We start from the raw sequence: 23,347 nt of genomic DNA, 5'->3' as shown, positions 1-23,347 counted from the left end.
TGTGTTCAATCAAAGTCGTCGCAATCTGGCTCGTTGGTTCACCCTCTCGATGGGAAGCATTCTCGTGCTGTTTGCGGGGGTGATTTACCAGATTGAGGTAAAAGATAAACTAGAAGCCGTTGACCTACTGCTCTATGACAAGGCTAGAGTCATGGCAGCCAGCGTGCATTATGAAGTTCGCAAAAACCAGAGCCAGGTCGATCTGAGTCATGTCCCCTTGTTGGGCAGTGGGTCTCATCCCCTTGCAGAAGATCTGATGTATGTACGCTGGTATAACGCACAAAGGCGGTTAGTTCGTTTTTTTGGGACTCCTTCATCAGAGCAGTTAAATACGCCCTTTGGTTATGTCACAGTTCGATCGACCGATCCACTTTTGGGAACAGGAATCTGGCTGCGTCAGGTGACATTGCCAGTTGAAGGTAGAACTGGGGTACTCGGTTATCTTCAGGTTGCAACTCCCCTGACAGAAACTCAAAACGGGCTCACTCAGCTTCAGATTGTGCTAACTCTCGCTGTCCCGATCGCACTGGGCTTAATTGCCCTCACAGGTTGGTTTCTCAGCGGGCTGGCCATGCAACCGATTCGGCAAGCCTATCAACAGCTTCAGCGCTTTACAGCCGATGCCTCTCACGAGTTGCGATCGCCCCTCTCTGCCATTCTCACTAATGCCCAGCTTGGGTTGCTTATCGCGGCTGATGATTCGCGTTACCATCCTCCCTTAGAAAACATTGTAGATAGCGCAAAATCAATGGGAGCGCTGGTGAATAATTTACTGCTGTTGGCTCGTCATCAAGGGCGACTTACGCCGGAATCGCTCAAGTTAATCAATCTCAACGAGTTGCTGAGCAATTTAGCAACCGAGTTTGTCGCACTTGCAGAACCCCAAAATATCAAACTGACCTGCGAATCACCGGCACAGCGGATTGAATTATTGGCCGACCCCGATCTGCTGCGGCAAGTAGTCGAAAACTTGCTTTACAATGCCTGTAAATATACTCCCGTTGGCGGAACTGTAAAGATACGCCTAGTTCTTCATTCCAATTTGGCAGTCATTCAGATAATCGATACGGGAATCGGTATTTCAGAAGCGGACTTACCCTATATTTTCGATCGCTTCTATCGGGTGGACACTGAGCGATCGCTCGATAGTGGTGGATTTGGACTAGGGTTAGCGATCGTCCAACAGATTGTGCAGGCTCATGGTGGAAGAATTCATGTGACGAGTGAAGTGGGCAAAGGCTCAACGTTTCAGATTGAACTGCCGCTCAAACCTTATCACTAAGCCACCTCAAACGAGAGAGAAGGTGCACTCTGCTTTAGACGTAACTGCAATGTATGTGGTGTATTTGGATGAATGCCGATGAAGCTGAAACATGATTTCTGGGTTGGTTGGGCGATCGTCGCGATCGTCATTACCTCTTGTTCTGAGCAAACTACCTCACAAAGGCAACAACCAGATACAAAACGTGAAACCTCACTGCGATCGGTCACGTTAGATAAAACAAAAGTTGTGATGGGACAAACCGTATATGTCCCTATTTACTCGCATATTTATCACTACAATAGCCAGGATGATGTGATGGAGTTGTCAGCCACGCTCAGTATTCGCAATACGGATCTGACAAATTCGATTATTATCACTTCTGTGCGTTACTACGATACCGATGGGAAATTGATTAGGCAGGATATTAAGAGTCCTGTAGAACTCAAGCCGCTTGCTTCCACACACTTTTTCATTGCAGCCAATGATACAAGTGGAGGCTCAGGTGCCAACTTTATTGTGGAGTGGGTTGCAGAAAAAACGGTTTATGAGCCTGTCATTGAAGCTGTCATGATCAGTACCTCTTTTTCTCAGGGCATTTCATTTGTTAGTCCCGCTAAAGTTCTCAAGCAACACAGGATGCAGAAGTGATTTTAGAGGATTAAATTATTGCTCTAGAAGGTAGTTTCCGATTACCCTAGAAGGGATTGACGGACTGCTGTCAAAATATTTAATCTGGCAACTAAAACGTCCAGATGTTCTGATGTTTATCGTCTAGTTGGTGTTCCTGTGCGGTGTAGTCGCACAGGAACGCTTGTGACATGGGCTTTAGTGCTCACCAACTTTATTGCTACATTCTCACTGCAAAAGATGCTGCTAATTCTCGTTCTGGTTGCATACCAACTGTAGGTGGCATGGAACGATTGGCTACTTGCTCGATCAGTTGTAAATGTTGCGGTAGCATTTTAGCTAAACTATATCGTTCTAATGCAGTTTGACGGGCTTTGACGCGAATTTCTGCCATGCGGGTAGGATGGTCTAAAACTTCATCAATGCGATCGGCTACTTGTTTCGGCGAGAAGTAATCGACTAGCAAACCGTTTTCTCCGTCGCGGATAACTTCTCTCACCGGCCCGGTGTCGGAACCAATTACTAAACATCCTGTCGATAAAGATTCAATCATCGACCAAGATAACACGAAAGGTCTGGTCAAATAAACGTGTACGTCGGATGCTTGAATTACTTTTAAATACAGCCCGTAAGGTAGGGGCCCGACAAAGTGAACTCGCGACAAATCTAGCGGCACTTTTTTGAGCATATAGTCTTTGTAAGACTCGCCATTGGGTAAAGAACGCCCGTAACAAACTCTTTCTGAACCGACAATTACGACGTGACAGTTGGGGCGGCGTTCTTGCAAATAGGCGATCGACTCAATAAACTCTGGAAAGCCGCGGTAAGGTTCCATTCCCCGCGATACGTAGGTGACAATTTCATCAACGCCGGACAAGTCTAAGTTAGGCAAAACCAGTTTAGCACCGGGGTCTGGTTTGAAGTAATCGGTATCTACACCGTCGTGGAGTACGGACAATTTCTTTTGTAATTCGGGCGGAAATTGCGATCGCTGCCAATAAGTGGGCGATAAACCCCAATCGCAAGAGTATAAATCGATCAGAATCGGCGCATTTTTAATTCTAATTCGAGCCATGTCGTCAACTGTTAAAGGTTCCGCTGGGTCAAAATCTGCGTCGGAACCAATCGCATGATAAAACCACTCGAAATAACACAAAAGAGGCGTATTTGGAAAAGCTTCTTTAACAAACAATGTCGGCCCCCAACCGGAATGTCCGCAGATAATATCGGGTACAAAACCATCGGCTTTGAGCTGTTCTGCCATCCTAAATACAGCTTGTCCGTAGATGACGGCACTTTCTAAAGGGCGGACGTATTGATGAGTCTGCGGGTGGGGTTCGCGGCTGGGTGTAAATGCTGCTTTGCGAACGCCGGGAATGTTCCATTCGGGACGCTCGTTTTTAGTGCCGAAAACAATTTGATTTTTCGGATCTGCGCCTAAAGCCGTGATAATGTGGCGGTATTGGGCGGGGAAGTTGGGATGGAGAAATAATGCTTTCATTGTCAGTTGTCTGTTGACTGTTGACTGTTGACTGTTGACTGTTGTTAGTTGAAATAAAATATTTTGATGCGGCTAAAAAGCTTTGGTTTTATTCATTGGGTGTTGGTGCTTTGCAGATCCAGACGCAATCTCGCGGTACGGAAGATGTATTTTTCAGGATGATTTGATAGTTTAAATGGTGGAGAAATTTTTCCATAATTGTATCAGTCATAACTGAAAATGCTGTGCCGTCTCTGTGCCCTAGCAAGTTTTTGTCCCACTCGCCGGCGAATTTTTGCCACCCTAATTCGCTAAAAATATTTGTGTGGTGAAACACGCAAATTCGATCGCCCCGCAGCAGTTTGGGAATTCGAGTCAGGTAGTTGAATATATCTACCGGCTCTACGTGTACCATTGTATCGTAACAAAAGCAGACATCGGCTGAACCTGGAGCGATGCCGTCTAATGTTAAACCGTCGAGTTTGACGTAAGAAACGCGATCGTCTCCCAAGCGCGATCGGGCCGCTTGCAGCATTTGACTGGAAATGTCGGCACAAATTAGTCGATCGCAATATTTCAGCAGCAGCGAACCTGTTTTTCCGCCGCCGATACCAATTTCTAAAACCCTATGTTCTTTTTTGATGTACGGTGCAATAAATTGCTGTTCTATCAGCGCCTCGTATTCGGCTAAGGAATTAGCGGCACCGGCAGCTTTACCTATCCATTCGTCGCCAATATGGGCAAGTTCGGCATTAGTTTTTTGCCACTGTTGGGCGTAACTGTCCCATGCCCTTTCATAATCTACTCTTGGGCGATCGGTCATTTTTTCATCGTTCATTTTTGATTATTTTATAGTATTGATGGCTCAATTTTCAATATGTTCCGCAAGTCTGGGCAAATTATATCAAATCCTGCCCAAAGTCTACGAGTTGATTTACTGCGCTTGGCTGGGCGGGACGCTGACATTGTAAGATGACTAATGACTGCTGAAATATGCTTCGCAGAAAATATCTGCATAAGCTTGAGTCATTTCCTCAAAAGTATTAAGTGAATCCAAGACATATTTAGCATTTTCAGCTAACTGCTGTCGCAATGATTTATCATCCAATAAACTAATCAAAGCTGCAACTAATTCGTCCGGGCGATCGGGTGTATAAAACAAACCGTTAATTCCCGGCCGCACTTGTTCTTTAATCCCAAAAACCGGCGATGTAACAATTGGTAAGTCGCAAGCCATCGCCTCCAAAATCACTCTCGGAAAACTTTCGACGCGAGAAGTGCAAACAAAAATATCAGCAGCTTTGTAATATTTTCCCGTCTCCCCAGTTTCCGGGACTACTGTCACCCTTTGCCGCAACTCTTCCGGCAATTCCCCCACCAACTCGGCTAATTTATTGCTGTAAATACTCGGGCGATCGCCCACAATAAAACACTTAATTTTATTGTGCCATTTGTCAGGCAAAAGTGAAAGTGCTTTAACTAAATCCTGCTGTCCTTTGCGTTCGCATACCGTTCCCAGCAGCAAAATTACCACATCTTCTGCTGCAACACCTAAACTTTTTCTAGCCAATTCAGAATTATCCGAATTTTCCAGTTTGCTCAAATCTAAGCCGTTGTGAATCACGGTAAAATTGTGGTGGCTGTTGAGAGGCAAATACCTATCCCGCGTTGCATCTGCCACAAAAATCACCTTGTAAGGAAAGCGAAAACACTCTAAAGCTCTCGCCGCAATCTCCGAACCAAACCTGTTAAAATAAGTTTGCCAAGGTTCGCTTTCGTGCACGTTCCACACCGCCGGAATTCCGATTAGCCGCGCCGCATCAACTACAAAAAAGTTTTCTAAAGTATTGGCATAAATTGCATCTACTTTTAAACTTTCAATTTCTTTGCTAAAACTGCGGATGGCTTCATCATAAGCATCGCGCTGGTAGATGTGTTCGAGAGGATTGTCGCGCACAATTACTTGAATTCCCTGCTGTTCGTAAGCTTGACGCAGGGGCCCCTCTGTTGTGCAAAGTACGATCGGCTCGATCGCACCCTCAGCCGCCAATTTCACCGCGATTTCGTACTGATGCAGCGGCGCACCCGTGAAATCCAGCGAATTGCTGCACATCAAAACTCTGATAGGATTTACAAAATTATTTACTGATATCAAAGAACCAAAATTACCGGATTTTAGTTCTTCCTTCTTCTTTCCATCCGTTACATCCGTTACAGAATCCGTTGCCGAACTTTCTTCTTCCTTCATAAAAACCCGTCGGGGTTGAATATGAAAATACTCATCTTCTAAAGACAAGTGAGGACTGTAAAAACTGTCATTTTTCCCCGCATACTTGCGTCTAAAAGCCGCCACTTCTTGAGGATTGTCGGTAAAACCCCTAGAAGTTCCCTCTTTGTGCAACAACTCCGCATCTGGACAATATACGCACCGATAACCCAGTTCTAACAGTCGGTATCCGTAATCTGCATCATTGTAAGCAACAGCAAAATTCTCCTCATCAAAACCGCCCAATTCTAAGAACAATTGACGCGGAGTAATCGTGCAAGCCGCTGTTACCGCAGAATAATTTCGCGTTACCATCGCTTGAGAAAGATAGCCTCGATTTTCGCTGTTCATCAGCTTAAAAGCGTGACCGGCCAAACCGTGATGCAGCCCGTGAATTATGCCCGCGTGCTGAATTCTGCCGTCGGGATATAAAAGCCTCGCGCCAACTGCACCAACAGCGGGAATTTGAGCGTATCCCACCATTTGACTCAGCCAGCGCGGGTTAATTACTTCAGTATCGTTGTTCAAAAACAATACATATTCGCTATCAACTTGTTCGACAGCGCGGTTGTTAATTGCTGCAAAACTAAACTTGCCGTCAGGATTTTTTATCCGCAAAACTTGGCAACTTAATTCCTTTAAATATTCCAGAGTTTTCGGGTCGTCGCTTTCGTTGTCGATGACGGCAACTTGATAATTTTTATATGTTGTAGTTTCTAGAGAATCCAGACAGGCTTTCAGCAATTTGAGCTGATTTTTAGTAGGAATAATTACCGTTACTGACGGGCCGTTATCCGGGAAATCCTGGGCAAATATGCCCAAATTTTCTTTAATCGCCCATGCGTGCTGAGCGACATTGCCGTTAATTTTTCGGCGGTTTAGTGCGTCTTGAATGGCTTTTTGACCTGCGGCAAAACTGGCGGGTTTTGCAGCCCCAGATATGGCTGTAGAACCGGGTGCGGTTCGCCAGTGATACAGCACTAGCGGGAGGTGCGCGACGTGGCGAGAAATTTCGGTTGCTCTCAAGGCAAAATCGTAATCTTGCGAGCCTTCCAAACCTAGTCGCAAACCGCCTATTTGTTCAAAAATGTGTTTTCTCACGGCGCACAAATGACCGAGATACATATAGGAAAGCAGCAGTTCCGGCGACCATTCCGGTTTGAATTGCGGGGCGAATCTGCGACCTTTGGTGTCGATTTTGTCGTCGTCTGAGTAGAGAAAATCGGTGGCTGGATGCGCGGCAAAATATAAGGCGACTTCGCCTAATGCGTCGGGGGTGAGTTCGTCGTCGTTGTCTAAAAACAGGATGATGTCGCCTGTTGCGAGGGCGGCGGCGCTGTTGGTTGCTGCGCTGATGTTGCCGTTTTCTGTACGAAATGTGATGCGGATACGATCGTCCTTTTGGGCCCAGTTTTTCAAATTTTCAGCAACAGTGAATTCGGTGCTGCAATCGTCGGCAATGCAGAGTTCCCAATTTGGATAAACTTGATTGAGCACGCTAGCGATCGCACTTTCAAGAAAATCTATCTGCGGATTGTAAACTGGCATCACCACCGAAATTTTGGGCAGCGGTTCCCGGCAGGATTTTAACCGAGAAATCAAGTAATCGCGGGCGCGATCGTTCCACTGATTCACCTCCAGCCATGCGTCGTACCTATCAATAGGTTTAGGCACCACAAAACCCGCAGGCGGCAGCAAATCTCCCGGGGAAATTAACTGTTTTTGCTGCCGGTAAATCTTCCCGAACTGGCGAATCACCCTGACAATTTCCCAAGGCATCGGCACAATTCTGCCGAGACGCTGTTTTCTCTCCCTCGCCCGCTGCCGGATTGCCTCTATCAAATTCGACAACTCCTCAAATTTATCCGCACTTCGCTGCCAGATATGGTAGCGCCGCACGGTCAATTTTTTTGGCGCTTGAAAATACAAAATTTCCCCGCTTTCTAACTCAGCTTGCAGAGAAACGTGCCATTCACCAGCAGGCAAATCGACAAGGGCCTCAAAGCCGCTTTCCGAACTGTTAACCCAGTCGGGAAACACTTCGCCGACATCTTTTCGCCGCAAACCGTAGGCGCACTCTACAGAAGTATCGCCGCACAAAAGGCTTAATTTAGCAATTTTGCGATCGTGGTGACAGCACCAACCTGCAAACAAAATTTGACCCTGACGCTGTTCCCAGACCACTGGTACATCTAACGATGCTTGAATCGTTGAAACTAACAGCGGATAAGCTGCCAAAAGATGCCATTTACCTCGCTCGTCTTGCGCTTCCAGCAGCACTTCGTGCCGTCCGGCAGGCGCTTGCAATTCAATTGTAAAACCAGATTTATTCGCCGCCGGAATATTACAATGTGCTAGGGCTATATCGCTTCTTTCTATGCCGTAAACACCCGCGAAACTCTTGTCTTCAAGTCGGGCGCGGACTGCTGTAATCTGTCTTTTTTTGTGAAAAACCCAGCCCGCAATTAGCAGATTGGAATCGCAAACTTGCCAAGTAGTGGGTTGGTCTAACGAAAAAATAAATTTAGGGAACAAGTCGCGGATTCTGTGCTGAACTTCCCGCCATTTTTCTCTGAGTTTCCACCATTTAGAAGACTTAATTTTAGCAATTTCTGATCGGAAGTTTTCATTCTCCTGGCGGGATTGTTCTAAATTTTCCTGAGTATCCTTTAATTTTTCCTGAGTTTGACTTTGTGCTGTTTCTAACAGAAGTAATTCAGCTAACTTTTGCTGCAATATAAATTCAGTCTCTTCAAATTGTACCTGAGTTTGCCCTAATTCAGCTTCTAATTCTAATACTTTGGCTAAAGCTTCTTGAAATTGCGATTCTTTGCCTGCAAACTGTACCTGAGTTTGTCCTAATTCTGTTTCTAATCCGAGGAGTTTTGCTAAAGCTTCTTGAAATTGCGATTCTTTGCCTGCAAGCTGTACCTGAGTTTGCCCTAATTCAGCTTCTAATTGTAAGATTTTTTTTAAAGCTTCTTGAAATTGCGATTCTTTGCCGGCAAGCTGTACTTGAGTTTGTCCTAATTCTGTTTCTAATCCGAGCAGTTTCGCTAAAGCTTCTTGAAAATTTGATTCTTTGCCTGCAAGCTGTACTTGAGTTGCTCCTAATTCTGTCTCTAATCCCAACACTTTCGCCTGGGCTTGGTTAAATTGTTCTTGCCACTGTTTGACTTCGGAATTGCTGTTTTTTTGCTGTTTTTCCAGCAAGCGGATTTTCAACCAATCTTCAAATGGCCAAACTGGAGATGCTGGGAAATGAATAACTCGATCGATCGCGAATTTCGATTCGCTGCTGAGATTGCCAGCTTGGGTTTCCAAAAGTTCATATAGTTCTAATGCTTCGGGAAAATATTTTTCTATTAAACTCGGTCTGTGACTTTTGACAATATCGTTGACTAATAAAGATTCTTCAAAGTTGTCGCCCGGTATCGCACCTAAGTTAACATTAAATTTTTCGTTTATTCGCTCGATGAAAAGTTCGGGAGTGTTGCCGATCGGGTAAACGTTGGCTAGCAGACAGCGATCGGGAAAACGTTCGTAAAGCTCTAAAACTTTTTGATTGTAGTGAACCCACATTTTTACTGCCATTTCGGGATTTTGCAGCAAGCTGACATCGGTTCCCCGGCGGTAAAGGGAATCGACTACTTCCCAGGGCGATCGATAAACACAGATAAAATTAGCTTCAGGGAGCAAAGTCAGCCAAAAATCCCAAAAAAGGGTTGTTCGCGGGTCTTTCCAACCCCAATGTTTGTGAGTTTGTTGATTTTGGTCGATCGCCCGTTTGGCGATTTCCACGTATTTTGCTGGTACCGGAATCGTTGTTTCAAACGTACAGCCGAGTTCATCAATACCGTGCGATCGCAAAACACTTTTGTGAAACTCCACAAAATCAACATTCTCGAAATGACCTTTCACATTTCCGTCGGCCGGGCCCACTAACTTTTTGCCAATATCAACCCCGACTTCCTGAAACAAAGAAGCTGTTAAAGACGTACCGGAACGGTGCATTCCGGTAACAATAAAAACCGACGGTTTGGTGTCATTTGTACTCACAATTTCTCTCCCTCGCCCTAATTCCCACACCAATTTTACTCTATCGCTACTCTCCCGCTAAGCCCAGCGACCGCCTGACTTCAAACCACGCGCTTCTGAGCTTCCAGAACTTGCTGCTTTCCATTGCCAAAACCCGACTGTTCGCTTGCTCTAGTTTTTGCTTGAGATTAATTAGCTGATTTTGAGTTTGTTCCAACTGCATTTGGACAGATATTAACTGATTTTGAGTTTGTTCCAACTGCGTGTGAGCTGAAATTAATTGACTTTGAGTTTCTTGCAAATGCGTTTGAGATTCTTCCAACTGCGTTTGAGTAATCATTAACTTACTTTGACTTTGCTCCCATTCTATTTGAGCCGCAGCTAACTGAGTCTCAATTAATTTGATTTTAGTCTGAGTAGACCCCAACAAAGACTGCGATTGCCTTTGGCTCAGCAGCGATTTCACAGTGCAAGTTTCCATAATCCACTCCGCACCGTAGTTATTGATTGCTTTAACTATTAACACATCCTGTGGCGTCACAGTGTTTTTCGGTAAATAACAGCGCCAACCAGACTGCAAAGCAGCATCTGTTTTAAAATATCCAGCCACATCCGACCTATTGTAAAAAGGCTCGCATCTCTCTACTAATTCGCCGTTTACCAGCACTTGCACCTCCTCAATGCGGCCCTCCTCGTTCACATCGGCAGCCCACCCTTCCAGATACAAATTATCCTTAGTAGTTAAAGCAGCAACATCAACATATCCTTCCGGGTGGTGAGTGAATTTCAAACTAGAAAATTCTCTATTCAGTTGATTTGTAACCACATACAAATCCTGAAACCTGCATATGCCTTTTTCAATTCGATGCACAAATGCTTTGCCGCCACTAACTTTATCGACAATTTCTCTAACAAACTTTTCCGTTACATAAGTTGTGCCGTATTCTTCCTTATCTAAAGATTGACTTTCGCTATCGGCGCTAAACAGAATTCCTTTTGCTGGCATTTCTATGTGAGATTCCAGCAGACTCTCATCGTGAACACTGAACATCAAAATCCCGTCTTGAGTCAACAAATCGTACAAATTTTGTAGCCAACTCGTAAAAGTTCTTTCCGGCATATGGCTGAAAAAAGAATTAGCCAGAATGCAGTCAAACTTTCGGTCAATTAAATAATTTTCTGGTTTTCCCGTCGAGACAATACCGCTGACGCCAAAGTATTCAGTTTGAAACTTGACCGCGTTAGCATAAATATCAGAAACCCAAATTTTTTCCGGCGGCATTTCCTGAATCAAAAACCGGGTAAATCGACCGTAACCGCAGGCAAAATCTAGAAAAGACGGTACATTTTCAAAACTCCCAAAATGCCAATCCACAACTTGTTTAACGGTATCCAGGATGCGACGCCCGATCGCATAATAGCGCACGAAAGCCCGATCGCGATCGTCTTTGACGTTGCTCAAGCTGAACAAATACATTTCATCGTCTTCGCAGATATTCTGTTTAAAATCTTCGGGAAACTTAGCTTGCTCTCGAATAAATGCTTTGATTACGGGATTTTCTACTAAATCTAAATTGATATTGCTCATGGTTTTCACAGAATTTTAGATTACCTCGGTTGACGGCTCTTTCATCAGAGAATCAGGATTAACAACAGTTAAACACGGTTCGATCAGCAAGTCAACGATGCCGTTACCGCACGACTCAGTACAAGACTGAACTCTAAACATTGCCACATCAACGCAGCGATCCAGATAAGTTAAATCTCCATCTACCGTCCCCACAACCCCAGCATTCAGAAAATAAACCCCCGGATTCAGCAAACATTTAAACTGAAACTTCACTATTATTGTCGTTCCCGCTTCCACATACCGAACTGACTGAGTAGAACCCTTTAAAGAAGCACCCGCCAACTCAAAACCGCTAATCGTTTTAATCAACATTCCAAACCTAACTTTGGAAGTTGACCGCGAGAAAGTGACAGAGTAAGTGTAAATATAATCTTGACGACCGATCAAGTGATTTACCACATTTCCCTTCAGCGTCTCGATGCGGGGGTTGATAATTTCCGCTCCGCGAGACGGATACCTCACCGTATTCGAGGGTATCATCCCCGGATCGTAAAATTCATCATAATGTTCCCTGGGTTTGGAGAGATGTTGCTCCGGTTTTAAGTCCCTCTTTGTGCTTTCTAAGCTAGCATCCTGAAGGCTATTTTGACTTTCCTGTTTTGTCAGTTGGTTGAGATCTCGAATATCTGACTTCAACCCCAGAACCTTATCCGGATCGGCATAAATCAGCTTTTGATACTTAGAAATTACCACCTTCGGCGTGTGAGCGAGCAATAATTCACCGCTATCCATTAAAATCGCCGACGTACAAAGTTGCACCACAGAAGTAGCAGCATGAGAAACAAATAAAATCGTTCCGCCACCTTCCTGAATGCTTTGCAAGCGGGCAAAACACTTTCGTTGAAAAGCTTCGTCGCCCACCGAAAGCGCCTCATCAACCACCAAAATATCGGGTTCGACGCTAGTCGCAACGGCAAAAGCTAGCCTGACAAACATACCGCTAGAATAAGTTTTGACTGGCTGTTCGATGAAATCCCCAATATCAGCAAAGGCAGCTATATCGTCAAACTTTGCTTCAGTTTCTTTTTGATTGAATCCGAGTAATTGAGCGTTAAAAAACACATTTTGCCGCCCGGTAAATTCCGGGTTAAACCCGCTTCCGAGTTCCAACAAAGCGGAGACTCGCCCTTTAACATCCACGCTTCCTGCGGTAGGGGTCAGCGTCCCCACAATTATTTGCAGGAGAGTGCTTTTTCCGGAACCGTTGCGACCGACGATTCCCAGAGTTTGTCCTTGAGGAATTTCTAGATTGATATCGTGCAGCGCCCAAAATTCGTCAGCGAGTTTTTTGCTGGGGTAAATAATTTCCTTTAAGCGGTCTCCGGGACGATCGTACCGCTTAAAGCATTTGGAAACATTTTTTAGTGAAATTACATTTTCTGTCATTGGCGGCAGTCAATCGATTTTAGATTTTAGATTTGAGATTTTAGATTGACTTGAAATCTTAAACAAATTTACAGCACAATCGATTTTAGATTTTAGATTTTAGATTTTAGATTGACTGTAGATATAAAACAAATTTACAGCACGCTCGATTTTAGATTTTAGATGGATTTTCGCTCTCAAACAAATTTACAGCACGTCAGCAAAAGCGGGACGCAAACGCCGGTAAACCGCCAAACCTCCACAAAATATAGCAGCAGAAATCAGGGTGGCGACACCCCATTCGCCCCAGTGCTTAACTTCTCCAAGCAGTATGAGGTCTCGATAAACCTCAGAGATGGCGGCCATTGGATTTAGCCAAAATATCCACGCTCGCCACTCTTGGGGGATTACTGATGCTGGGTAGACGATCGGCGTCAAATAAAACCAAAAATTTAGAATAACACCTAATGTCTGAGGAATGTCTCGCAAAAACACTGTCAAGCCCGCTGTCAAATATCCCAAACCCGCTGTCAGCAGCAACTGAGGAACCCAAACCAGCGGCAGCAAGCATAAAGTAGCGTTGAGCTTTTGCGACGACACTACCACTATGACAATCAAAGCTGCTAAACCCAGAGAACTTTCAATAAAAGCTGTAAAAATCGGTACTAGCGGCAGCAAACCGAGGGGAAATACCACTTTTTTCACTAAATTCGGCTGCCCCACCACCGATACTCCCGACTTGATCAAACCGCTGGTGAAGGCACTCCAAGGCAACAAACCTGCAAACAGCCAGACTCCAAATGTAATGTCGCTGTTTTCCGGGAAACCTGCAAGGCTGAGCTTTACCTTGAGGACGATCGAAAATACGTATGTGTAAATCACCAATTGCGATAGCTGATTCAGCAGCGGCCACAAATTGCCCAGAATCGAGCCTTTGTATTGAGCTTCCAAGTCCCGGCGCACCAATGTTGCCAGCAGATTCAGCTTCGCCCAGCGCTGGCTACTTCCGGGCAGCCTGCCGCCCACCCTTCGGGCTTTTTGGGCAACTCCTTTCACCGTTCTGTGCAATTTTTTCGCCCTCGTTCACTACCTTCACACCTAAATCAACTCAAGCTACAATTGTGCAGCTTTTGCTAAACCGCAATTATTCCACAGCCCCGTCGCTTTGATCAAGCATCTGCCACCCTGGCGAAGGATGTTATTTTAGCCGATCGCCGATCGAACTGCCGAACCGATCGCTAGTTTTTGCTCGTTGTCGTAGCCCCACCGCTGGAAAAATTCCCCGTACTCGCCGTTGGCACTCTGCAAACTTTCTAGCATTTGCGACGCTATAGTTTGACAGGCGGGCATTTGCAGGATTTGAATTAAATTGCGCGATCGCTCCTGCACTCTAGCAGAACCGGCCGCCATTTTCTCCTTTTGCTGGCGCGAGTGATGCACGACCATTGCCGCCGACATCGCCAAATTTTTCACCAGCAGTTCTGCTACGATCTCAGGAGCCGATCGCAGCGCCTCGACTACTCCGGGTGACGGGCGATCTGCGTCCTGTCGATCGTCCGTTAGATAGGTGACAAAAAACCCCCTAGCGCCGTTCTGTGTTTTCACCAGAGATCTAACAGCTTGCTCGATGTCGGCCTCTGAAACTCGATCGTCCTCAATCAACGACAGTAAAGATTCAGTCAGATCGATCGCCCCCTCAAAAGTTATGCTTTCCGATGCTAATAAAGAAGATGGAATACTCATCACGAACTCAATAATTGTAAAGATTCTGCTAACAATTGTAAACAATTCCCGCTGCCCGATCGCAAATAAATATGGCTATTATCTCCTCCAAACAACAGCCCCCCGACCCAAATCTACCCGAAGACATAGCCCCAGCCCGTCGCAAAAAAGCCGTCAAACCCCAGACGGAATCTTTGCTAGAATCGCAAGAACTACCCGACGAAATCAACAGCAAACAAGACGACAAAATCCGGCCCCAGCGGTTAGCTGAATACATCGGGCAAAAAGACTTGAGAGAAGTTTTGGCGATCGCAATTGCCGCCGCCAAATCTCGGGGCGAACCTATGGATCACTTGTTACTCTACGGGCCTCCAGGGTTGGGAAAAACCACAATGTCGCTAATTCTAGCAGCAGAAATGGAAGTTGAATGCAAAATCACCACCGCCCCCGCTTTAGAAAAACCGCGAGATATTGTCGGATTGCTGATCAACCTCAAAGCAGGCGACGTGCTGTTTATCGACGAAATTCACCGCTTATCTAAAGTTACAGAAGAAATCCTCTATCCGGCGATGGAAGACTGCCGCTTAGATATTACTATCGGGCAAGGAAAAACCGCAAAAATCCGCAGCATACCTCTGAAACCGTTTACTTTAGTAGGAGCAACAACCAAAGTCGGTTCTCTAACATCTCCATTGCGCGATCGCTTCGGCTTGATCCAAAGATTGCGCTACTACGAAATAGACGAACTCAGTCTAATTGTCCAAAGAACCGCCCAAGTTCTCGACACTCAAATTACCCCAGAAGGAGCCACAGAAATTGCCCGCCGAGCTCGCGGAACGCCCCGGATCGCTAACCGTTTGCTGCGGCGAGTTAGAGACTACAGCGAAGTCAAAAATTTAAAGCCAATTGATGCCGAAGTTGCCTCACTCGCCTTGGAATTATTCAACGTCGATCCGCTAGGTTTAGATTGGACAGATCGGCGGATTTTGACAGCAATGATTGAGAATTTTAACGGCGGCCCTGTGGGATTAGAAACCCTCGCAGCTTCTACAGGAGAAGACACTCAAACCATTGAGGATGTATACGAACCTTATTTAATGCAAATCGGATTTTTGCAGCGGACAAGTCGCGGGAGAATGGTAACGGTTGCTGCTAGAAAACACTTGGGTTTTATTGAATAGAAGGAGTAGAAAATGGTACAGATACAAACAAAAACACTACCTTTGTCAGAGTTTCTCAAACTACCAGAAACAGAACCAGCTAGCGAATATATCAACGGTGAAATCATCCAAAAACCAATACCACAAGGAAAACATAGCAGGATTCAATGTGAATTAGTCCCAGCCATCAATGTCTTAGTTAAAAAGCCGAAAATTGCCTTAGCTTTTCCCGAATTGCGGTGTACTTTTGACGGTATATCGATAGTGCCAGATGTCACAGTATTTACTTGGGACAGAATACCTGTTGATGAAAATGGGGATGTTGCTAATGTATTTGAAACTTACCCAGATTGGACAATTGAAATTCTCTCTCCAGGCCAGAGTCAAACTCAAGTAACTGGGAATATTTTACACTGTCTGAAAAACGGCACTAAAATGGGTTGGCTGATCGATCCGGTGGTGCGATCTATATTAATTTATCCCCCTGGAAAGCAACCGGAAATTTTAGCAAAACCAGAAGAATTGTTGCCGGTTCCAGATTGGGCAGCAGAATTGCGGCTGACGGTAGGAGATTTGTTTGGATGGTTGAAACTATAGCAGAAGTCAATCGATTTTAGATTTTAGATTTTAGATTTTAGATTTTAGAATCGACCCCACGGATGAATCCGGGGGCGATCACAAGATGATTCGGAGCTTTTTTTCTACCTCCACGGATGAATCCGGGGGTCCCGACCTAATTACTTCCGGTCAGTTGACAGTTGACAATTGACAGTTGACAGTTGTTATTTGGTACCAATAATTTTCCCGGCTGTGCCTCCAATTACCAATTACTAATTACGCATTCCCACTGACAAATTACAAATTCCCACTGACAAATTACAAATTCCCAATTCCCAATTCCCAATTCCTCATGTTGCTATACCTAAGAATAGAAAACTTTGCCTTAATTGACTGCCTGGATCTAGAATTTGGCCCGAGTTTGAACGTATTTACAGGCGAAACTGGCGCCGGTAAATCGATAATCCTAGATGCGATCGATGCAGTGTTGGGCGGGAAAGTCGATCGCCGATCGATTCGCACCGGAGCAACGCGGGCAATATTGGAAGCTACCTTTGAATTGGACAAAGCCGCAGCTTTGTGGCTGGGCGAGCAAGAAATCGAACCCATAGACGGAAATTTAGCCGTTTGCAGCCGGGAAATTAACGCATCTAGCGGTGCTCTGCGCACCAGATCCCGCTTGAACGGAATTCTGGTCAACCGCCAGTTAATGGACCAACTGCGCGATCGGCTTGTGGAAATGACCGCCCAAGGCCAAACCGTCCACCTCGGACAAGAAACCCTCCAGCGAGAATGGCTCGATTTATACGGCGGCCAAAGGCTCGCTGAAGCGCGATCGACAATCGGCTCCGCGTGGCTCTCAGCCAGCAGCGCCAAAACAGCCCTCAAGCGCAGGCGTCAGTCGGAACAGCAGCGGCTGCAAAGACTTGATTTGTTAGAATACCAAGTCCGAGAACTCGGCGAAGCCCACATCGAAGATGCCGACGAACTCGAACAGCTAGAACAAGAATCAATCCGGCTGGGCCACGTCGTGGAATTGCAGCAGCAAAGTTACCAAGTCCACCAAGCCCTGTACCAAAACGAGGGCGACAGCGCATCAGCCGCCGACTTGTTGAGCAAAGCGGAAGTAATTTTAAGCGACATGGCCGTTTACGATGTGCAGTTGCAACCAATCCTAGAAATGGTCAGCGATGCTTTAGCTCAAGCCACAGAAGCCAGCAGGCAAATTAGCAGCTACGGCGAACAATTAGAAGCAGATCCCGAAAGACTCGAAGAAGTAGAAGATCGGATTCGCGAACTCAAACAAATTTGCCGCAAGTACGGGCCGCTCAAAGAAGCGATCGCCTACTACCAAAGCATTCAAAACGAACTAAACGAACTTTTAGAAGGAGGCGACTCAATGGAAGCCTTAGAACTCGCATATCAGACCGCTTTAGAGCAATTAAAAGACGCTTGCAGCCACCTCACTACCCTGCGGCGCGAAGCAGCCCTCAAACTAGAAACGCACCTCGTAGGAGAACTTAAGCCGTTAGCAATGGAAAAAGTACAATTTCAAGTCGAGATCTCGCCTTCTACCCCAACCGCCACTGGTGCCGACCAAATCGCCTTTTGTTTCAGTCCCAATCCGGGCGAACCCCTGCAACCCCTGGGCGCGATCGCCTCTGGGGGAGAAATGAGCCGCTTTTTGCTCGCCGTCAAAGCCTGTTTTTCTCAAATAGAAAGCGCTGGTACGCTGATTTTTGACGAAATCGACGCCGGAGTCTCCGGGAGAGTCGCCGGCGCGATCGCGAAAAAACTCTACCAACTTTCCGACAAACACCAAGTTCTCTGCGTCACGCACCAGCCGCTGATCGCGGCGATGGCTGATTTTCATTTTCGCGTCAACAAACAGACGATCGAAGCAGAACCGAGTATCGACGAACCCGCAGCCAATTCCGAACCATTAGAACGCACAGTAGTCAGAGTTGCCGCCCTCAACAGCGAACAGCGGCGCGAAGAACTCGCCCAACTCGCCAGCGGCCGTTCAGCAACAGAAGCCATCGCCTTCGCCGAATCCCTGCTTGTCGAAGCCGCCGGACTGCGCCAAACTCAGTGGGCAAAACCCTGAAAACACAACAATTGTTTGCGCACCGCCAGTCGAAAATAGTCCACTCCACTTTCGGAGTCTCCAAAACCGATTGTCTTAAATTTTTCTTGAGGGTTGAAAAAAGTATGGGAGTAAAAAAACCCGGTTTATGCGTCCTAGACGGGAAAAAAAGCTCTAACGGAAACCGATGATCGAACGGCGTCAAACTCAGTTTTTCATACCCTTACCCGACCCTCCAGCCGATCGGGGGGCCAAAAGGCGGAGTTTTTCCGAGCCGGAGGTTACACTAAAAATGGCAACCGCAAGTTTTACAAAAAAAAAGCTGAAAAGCCCGTGAGTTTAGTCACGGGACGAAAGCTAAGAGCAGCAAAATTGAGATAAATTCTAGTTAAAAACCACAATTGTGTACAGAAGGGCACACATCACTAGCAACTGGTGGTGTCACAATTGCAGCTAGTCCCACAATGCCATCCCTCTTTCAGCAGTCCTCCCAGCAGTACGCATTCATGTTATTGCGGGCGATCGGCTCTTAGACCTGCCGAACCTACTTAAACCAGGCACGCACAATGTCAAAATCAGTTAATAAACCATTTAAACAGGATTCGCATTCTTTAAAAAGAGTGCAGCAATGCCACAGCAGCGTTACCGTCGCACCAGCAGTTCACCAGCAATTCCAACTAAATTGCCCTTGCCCTGTGGCCGGAGTTCTGTAAACTGGGAAATACTTTCACACATAGTTGAGTTTTGTGCGACAGGTGACTCACTAATGAACTTGCCCGCTCTCCTAGCTTAGAGACTAACCCTTACGCTTAAGATTCTGTAAAGGTCTATGACATCTGCATCTCCCAATCTGCCAGCTATGGAAAACAACATGACAATGACAGTAGAGGCCACTGTTGTCAGTGAAAAGGATGATTTTACTCCTGTAACTGAAAATCATCAGGAACAGCATTCTCATTATCCCTCTAGTAATAATCAAATCGTCAAAAGCCAAGGAAACTTCTCCAGTTTCCTCGCACCCTTAAACAAGGATAGTTTTAAAGGAGTCGCCAGGGAAGTTGAGGAAAAACTGAGGGTTGTCAATCAAACGCTGGGAATGCTCGACAATATCCTTGACAGCCAGGGATTTGACGCCATTCTTAACGAAATGTTGCAGTCGATTACCCTCAAAACCGGGGAATTGCTAAATGCCGCTCGCAGCACGATATATTTATTAGACGACGAAAAAAATGAACTCTGGGCGATCGTTGCTAAAGACGAAAATGGCAACAACCTAGAGTTCCGATTTCCCTCCCATGTGGGCATTGCGGGAGAAGTAGCCACAGAGAAAAAAGTGGTGAACATTCCTTATGATTTTTATAACGACCCCCGATCGGCTAACGCCAAAAAAACTGACGAAAGAACAGGATATCGCACTTATACAATGCTGGCGATGCCCCTGATCAACGAAGAAACAGGAGAGTTAGTAGCAGTCGTTCAACTGATTAATAAACTCAAGCCCAACCACGAACATTATGGTACTTTAGAATCACAGATTGACAAGGCAGGATTTACTCAAGAAGACGAACAAGTTTTTCGAGAATTTGCCCCGTCGATTCGCCTAATTCTAGAGTCTTCTAAATCTTTTTACGCAGCAACTCAAAGACAACGTGCGGCGACAGCGCTGATGAACGCCGTCAACGCTCTTTCTCAGAGCAGTTTAGACTTAGAAGATACCCTAAAGCGGGTGATGGATCAGGCCCAAGAACTGATGAACGCCGATCGCAGCACCCTGTGGCTAATTGACGAAGATAGAAATCAACTGTGGACAAAAATCCCGATCGCAGGTCAACTTCAAGAAATTCGCATACCCAGAACAGCCGGTTTCGCAGGCATCGTCGCCCAATCCAGTGCACCGCTGCTGATTCCCTTCGACGTGTACGACGATCCCCGCGCCGCAATTTCCAAAGAAGTGGATCAAAAGTCAGGGTATCGCACTTGCAGTATGCTGTGTATGCCGGTGTTTAACTCCAACCACAAATTGATTGGTGTCACCCAATTAGTTAATAAAAAACGACAAGGAGATTTTCCGCCCTACAACCCGGAAGATTGGCCGCACGCCCCCGATCAGTGGAAAGCGAGTTTCAATCGCAACGACCTGGAATTTATGAAGGCGTTTAACATCCAAGCAGGAGTCGCCCTGCAAAACGCCAAACTGTTTGCAGAAGTCAAACAGCAAGAACAAAGACAAAAAGATATGCTGCACGCCCTGACTAACGGCGTGATTTCTACAGATAAAAAAGGCAATATAGTAGCGACCAATCCCAGTGCCCAAAAATTACTGGGTGTCAGCGAGGCAGAATTAGCCGAAGGTCAATCTTTGCGGGAGTTAATTAAGTTAGAAAAAGGCGATTTTGCCAAGTGGTTTGATGCGTCTTTGTCTCCCGAAGACGAGAACGACCGCCAGCAGTATTACCCGGATCAAGTTTTGCTGTCCTGTGAAGCAAAATCGCAGAGTATCAATCTCTCGATTAATTCAATGACCGACGCTACCGACCCCAGCAAGGTCAATGGCGCGTTAGTCGTCATGGAAGATATTAGCAGCGCCAAGCAAGTCAAAAACTTGATGTACCGTTACATGACCCCAAAAGTAGCTGAAGATTTGTTAGCTTCAGGGGATACTGGATTGGGCGGCAAGCGCAAAAACGTTTCCGTGCTGTTCTCAGACATTCGCAGCTATACCACACTTACGGAAAAATTGCAAGCCGAAGAAGTGGTAGTTATGCTCAATAAATATTTTGAAGTGATGGTAGATGTCGTATTCGAGTACGGAGGGACTCTCGACAAATACATCGGCGACGCTCTGATGGCAGTTTTTGGCTCTCCAGCACCCCTAGAGGATCATGCTTGGTGCGCTATGCAAACGGCAGTGAAAATGCGGGAAAAACTGGCAGAGTTCAATCAAGATCGCGTGGCCAATGGCGAACTGCCGATCGGCATCGGTATGGGCGTGCATTCTGATGAAGTTGTCAGCGGCAACATCGGCAGTAGCAAACGCATGGAATTGACTTCGATCGGAGACGGCGTAAACCTTGCCTCTCGCTTAGAAGGCGCCAGCAAACAGTACGGCACCGACTTGATCATCAGCGACAATACTTACAGAGATTATGCCGATCGGCTCTACGTGCGAGAACTCGACTTTATTACTGTCAAGGGCAAAAGCGAACCCGTAATCGTTTACGAACTCGTCGGCATCCGCGAGGGATACTCGCCAGTGGGCAAGTCACTAACCGAAACACAGCAAAAAATTATAGAACATTACACCAAGGGGCGCGAACATTACAAAGCTCCAGTCACCCAAAGACTCTCAGAAAGTGAGGTGAAAAACATCTTAAATGAGGTCGCCTCCATGCCAGAGGCAGAGATTAAGAAACTGCCCAACAATTTTGTAGAGCAACAGTTGGAACACGAGCTCAAGAACCTGTTACATCAACTGAAAAAGCTGTCAGAGTACGACCCCAAAAACCTGTCCGAAGCAGACAAACTCATCGTACTGTTGCAGACAGAAATCCAACTGCTGAAATTTGAAGGCATCAAAAACCTCTCGGAAGAGGAAGCCAAAATGCTGCTGCAAGCAAAAATCAACTCGCTATCAGCAGAGGAGATTAAAAACTTGCAAGAAGGCGAAGTCAAAAAGCTGTTGGAAGCAGACATCTTAGAACCATCAAATCCCAAAATCAAGAGGCTGAAAGCCGCAGAGATCAGGCGGCTATTGCAGGCTAAAATTAAAAGTCGGGCCTCGGAGACAGTTGCAGAAATGTTAGATGAGGAATTTGAAAATCTCGGACTCGATCAAGTTAAAAAAGTGCTGAGCGAGTTTAAGAAAGCCTTAGAACCAAAAGCCCAGCAAGCTTTTACAGACGCCGAACGCGAATTTAACGCCGTTCTGGATGTTGACCCGAAAAACAAGGCAGCTAAATTGCACGTCGATCGCTGTATGTTATTTAAGCATCGTTTTTCAGACGTACTCAACTGGGATGGGGTCTGGAATCTCACAGAAAAATAACAGTGGCCCACAGCAAATGCTGGCGGTGGCGCCAGGGTTCCGGGGGGGCGGGGGCAATCGCGATCGGGGTGCGCCTCCCATCCGACCACCCATTAACCTCAATATCCTATTGAGATTAATTATAAAGAAGCTCCAACAGGTATTATGGTTAGATAACGGATTTGAACTCGCAAGCCAGATGCCTGTGTTTCGCCCTACCTGTTTCGTTCGCACTACCTACTGCAACAAACTTAGCACTTCTAGTATTTGAAGCGCTTAAAAATAGTTAAGACTTGCGGCAGCGTTAGCCGGTTTCTGAGAAAAATCTTGGAGAAAGGCGACGAAACATCCGATCGAAAACCGGGTTTCTCACCCCGTCCGCGTAAGTCTTAATAGCGTTAGCGGCTCCTAAAAAGAGCTTCCTTCGCAGATAGTCAATGTTCTAGTCTTAGATATAGAAAATCACTAGCGTCAGTTATGAATAATTGGAATTCGCAATCAGGAGATGTTGAGTGGGTAGATCATGTTTACCAACTATTGCTGGAGATTGCTCGGAGCTCCCTGTCAGATATCCCCAGAATCCCGGAAAATATCACTGTTAAGGCCATCCCTCTGATCCAGAAGGTACAAAGCATTCAACAAAGACCTGACGGGCAAGTGTTCAAATCAGGTTCCTTTTCAGTAAACGATCGCGAATGGGTCGATCGAGTCTGCCAACTATTGGTAGAACTAACCAGCGCGTCTTTGTCCTCACAGCCCAAAATGCCGGAAAACCTTGCAGGCAGAGCTTTAGCCCTCGCCGATCGAGCACAAAAAATTAAAGAAGACATCGAAGAAAATGCAGCCGAAACCCCAGCAGATGAAGATGACAATTCCTTACAGTCTCCTGACGCGCTGCTTTCCCTATTGCACCACAGTTTGAAAACTCAGCGCGCCAAAAGCTACAACCCCGATGCCCCCGAATGGCAGCAAGTCTTGAGCCTGCTCGACGTAGTGCAGTCAATTTACAAGCAAATCGAAAATTAAATTCAAGCTTAAATCAGGCGCGTCTTTATTGTGCGAGATCGCTGGCTCTTAAAGGCGGTTGCCCTTTGACATAAAAATTTTTTGCCGCAGCCCGAACATTT

Annotated in this window: 14 protein-coding genes; 7 read left to right on the top strand and 7 right to left on the bottom strand. The window is 46.0% G+C overall.

Annotated elements, in window-relative coordinates:
- Position 1 precedes the first annotated feature (1 nt).
- Both QUA54_RS07150 and QUA54_RS07145 read left to right on the top strand, forming a co-directional pair.
- The gene (locus QUA54_RS07150) at positions 2-1,282 is read left to right on the top strand and encodes a HAMP domain-containing sensor histidine kinase (RefSeq protein WP_333413980.1); all 1,281 of its coding nucleotides are present in this window, start codon (positions 2-4) and stop codon (positions 1,280-1,282) included.
- Between the two features lie 78 nt (positions 1,283-1,360).
- A complete protein-coding gene (locus QUA54_RS07145) occupies positions 1,361-1,912 on the top strand; it encodes a DUF3124 domain-containing protein (RefSeq protein WP_333186470.1) in 552 nt (183 codons plus the stop codon).
- A gap of 199 nt (positions 1,913-2,111) precedes the next feature.
- Here QUA54_RS07145 and QUA54_RS07140 read toward each other — a convergent pair whose 3' ends face one another.
- The 7 genes from QUA54_RS07140 to QUA54_RS07110 all read right to left on the bottom strand — a co-directional run bounded on the left by QUA54_RS07140 (position 2,112) and on the right by QUA54_RS07110 (position 14,413).
- Entirely contained in the window at positions 2,112-3,392 is a 1,281-nt protein-coding gene (locus tag QUA54_RS07140) for a glycosyltransferase family 4 protein (protein ID WP_333186466.1), read from the bottom strand.
- An 88-nt stretch (positions 3,393-3,480) separates the two neighbouring features.
- Entirely contained in the window at positions 3,481-4,209 is a 729-nt protein-coding gene (locus tag QUA54_RS07135) for a class I SAM-dependent methyltransferase (RefSeq protein ID WP_333413979.1), read from the bottom strand.
- 138 nt (positions 4,210-4,347) lie between these two features.
- Complete coding sequence (locus QUA54_RS07130) at positions 4,348-9,696, bottom strand: glycosyltransferase (protein WP_333413978.1); 5,349 nt, start codon at positions 9,694-9,696, stop codon at positions 4,348-4,350.
- 46 nt (positions 9,697-9,742) lie between these two features.
- Positions 9,743-11,263 carry a methyltransferase gene (locus QUA54_RS07125; protein WP_333413977.1) on the bottom strand — a complete coding sequence of 507 codons (1,521 nt, stop codon included), beginning with the start codon at positions 11,261-11,263 and terminating at the stop codon, positions 9,743-9,745.
- A 15-nt stretch (positions 11,264-11,278) separates the two neighbouring features.
- On the bottom strand, positions 11,279-12,691 hold the full coding sequence (locus QUA54_RS07120) for an ABC transporter ATP-binding protein (protein WP_333413976.1): 1,413 nt from the start codon (positions 12,689-12,691) through the stop codon (positions 11,279-11,281).
- Between the two features lie 186 nt (positions 12,692-12,877).
- The gene (locus QUA54_RS07115; RefSeq protein WP_333199049.1) at positions 12,878-13,726 is read right to left on the bottom strand and encodes an ABC transporter permease; all 849 of its coding nucleotides are present in this window, start codon (positions 13,724-13,726) and stop codon (positions 12,878-12,880) included.
- 147 nt (positions 13,727-13,873) lie between these two features.
- Entirely contained in the window at positions 13,874-14,413 is a 540-nt protein-coding gene (locus QUA54_RS07110) for a hypothetical protein (RefSeq protein WP_333413975.1), read from the bottom strand.
- 71 nt (positions 14,414-14,484) lie between these two features.
- Here QUA54_RS07110 and ruvB point away from each other — a divergent pair, with 71 nt between their 5' ends.
- The 5 genes from ruvB to QUA54_RS07085 all read left to right on the top strand — a co-directional run bounded on the left by ruvB (position 14,485) and on the right by QUA54_RS07085 (position 23,246).
- The gene (gene ruvB, locus QUA54_RS07105) at positions 14,485-15,573 is read left to right on the top strand and encodes a Holliday junction branch migration DNA helicase RuvB (RefSeq protein ID WP_333413974.1); all 1,089 of its coding nucleotides are present in this window, start codon (positions 14,485-14,487) and stop codon (positions 15,571-15,573) included.
- A 12-nt stretch (positions 15,574-15,585) separates the two neighbouring features.
- Positions 15,586-16,149 (top strand): Uma2 family endonuclease, encoded by a 564-nt coding sequence (locus tag QUA54_RS07100; RefSeq protein WP_333413973.1) that lies wholly within the window; start codon positions 15,586-15,588, stop codon positions 16,147-16,149.
- A 313-nt stretch (positions 16,150-16,462) separates the two neighbouring features.
- Entirely contained in the window at positions 16,463-18,217 is a 1,755-nt protein-coding gene (gene recN, locus QUA54_RS07095; protein ID WP_333413972.1) for a DNA repair protein RecN, read from the top strand.
- Positions 18,218-19,025: 808 nt separating this feature from the next.
- Entirely contained in the window at positions 19,026-22,241 is a 3,216-nt protein-coding gene (locus QUA54_RS07090; protein WP_333413971.1) for a GAF domain-containing protein, read from the top strand.
- A 456-nt stretch (positions 22,242-22,697) separates the two neighbouring features.
- Positions 22,698-23,246, top strand: coding sequence for an inorganic pyrophosphatase (locus tag QUA54_RS07085; RefSeq protein ID WP_333413970.1), 549 nt, complete (start codon positions 22,698-22,700; stop codon positions 23,244-23,246).
- The last annotated feature ends 101 nt before the right edge of the window (positions 23,247-23,347 follow it).

The organism is Microcoleus sp. MOSTC5, assembly GCF_036701825.1.
GTDB lineage: Bacteria > Cyanobacteriota > Cyanobacteriia > Cyanobacteriales > Microcoleaceae > Microcoleus > Microcoleus asticus.
The sequence above is the reverse complement of the archived record's forward strand: the minus strand, read 5'-3'. Positions and strand labels throughout refer to the sequence as shown.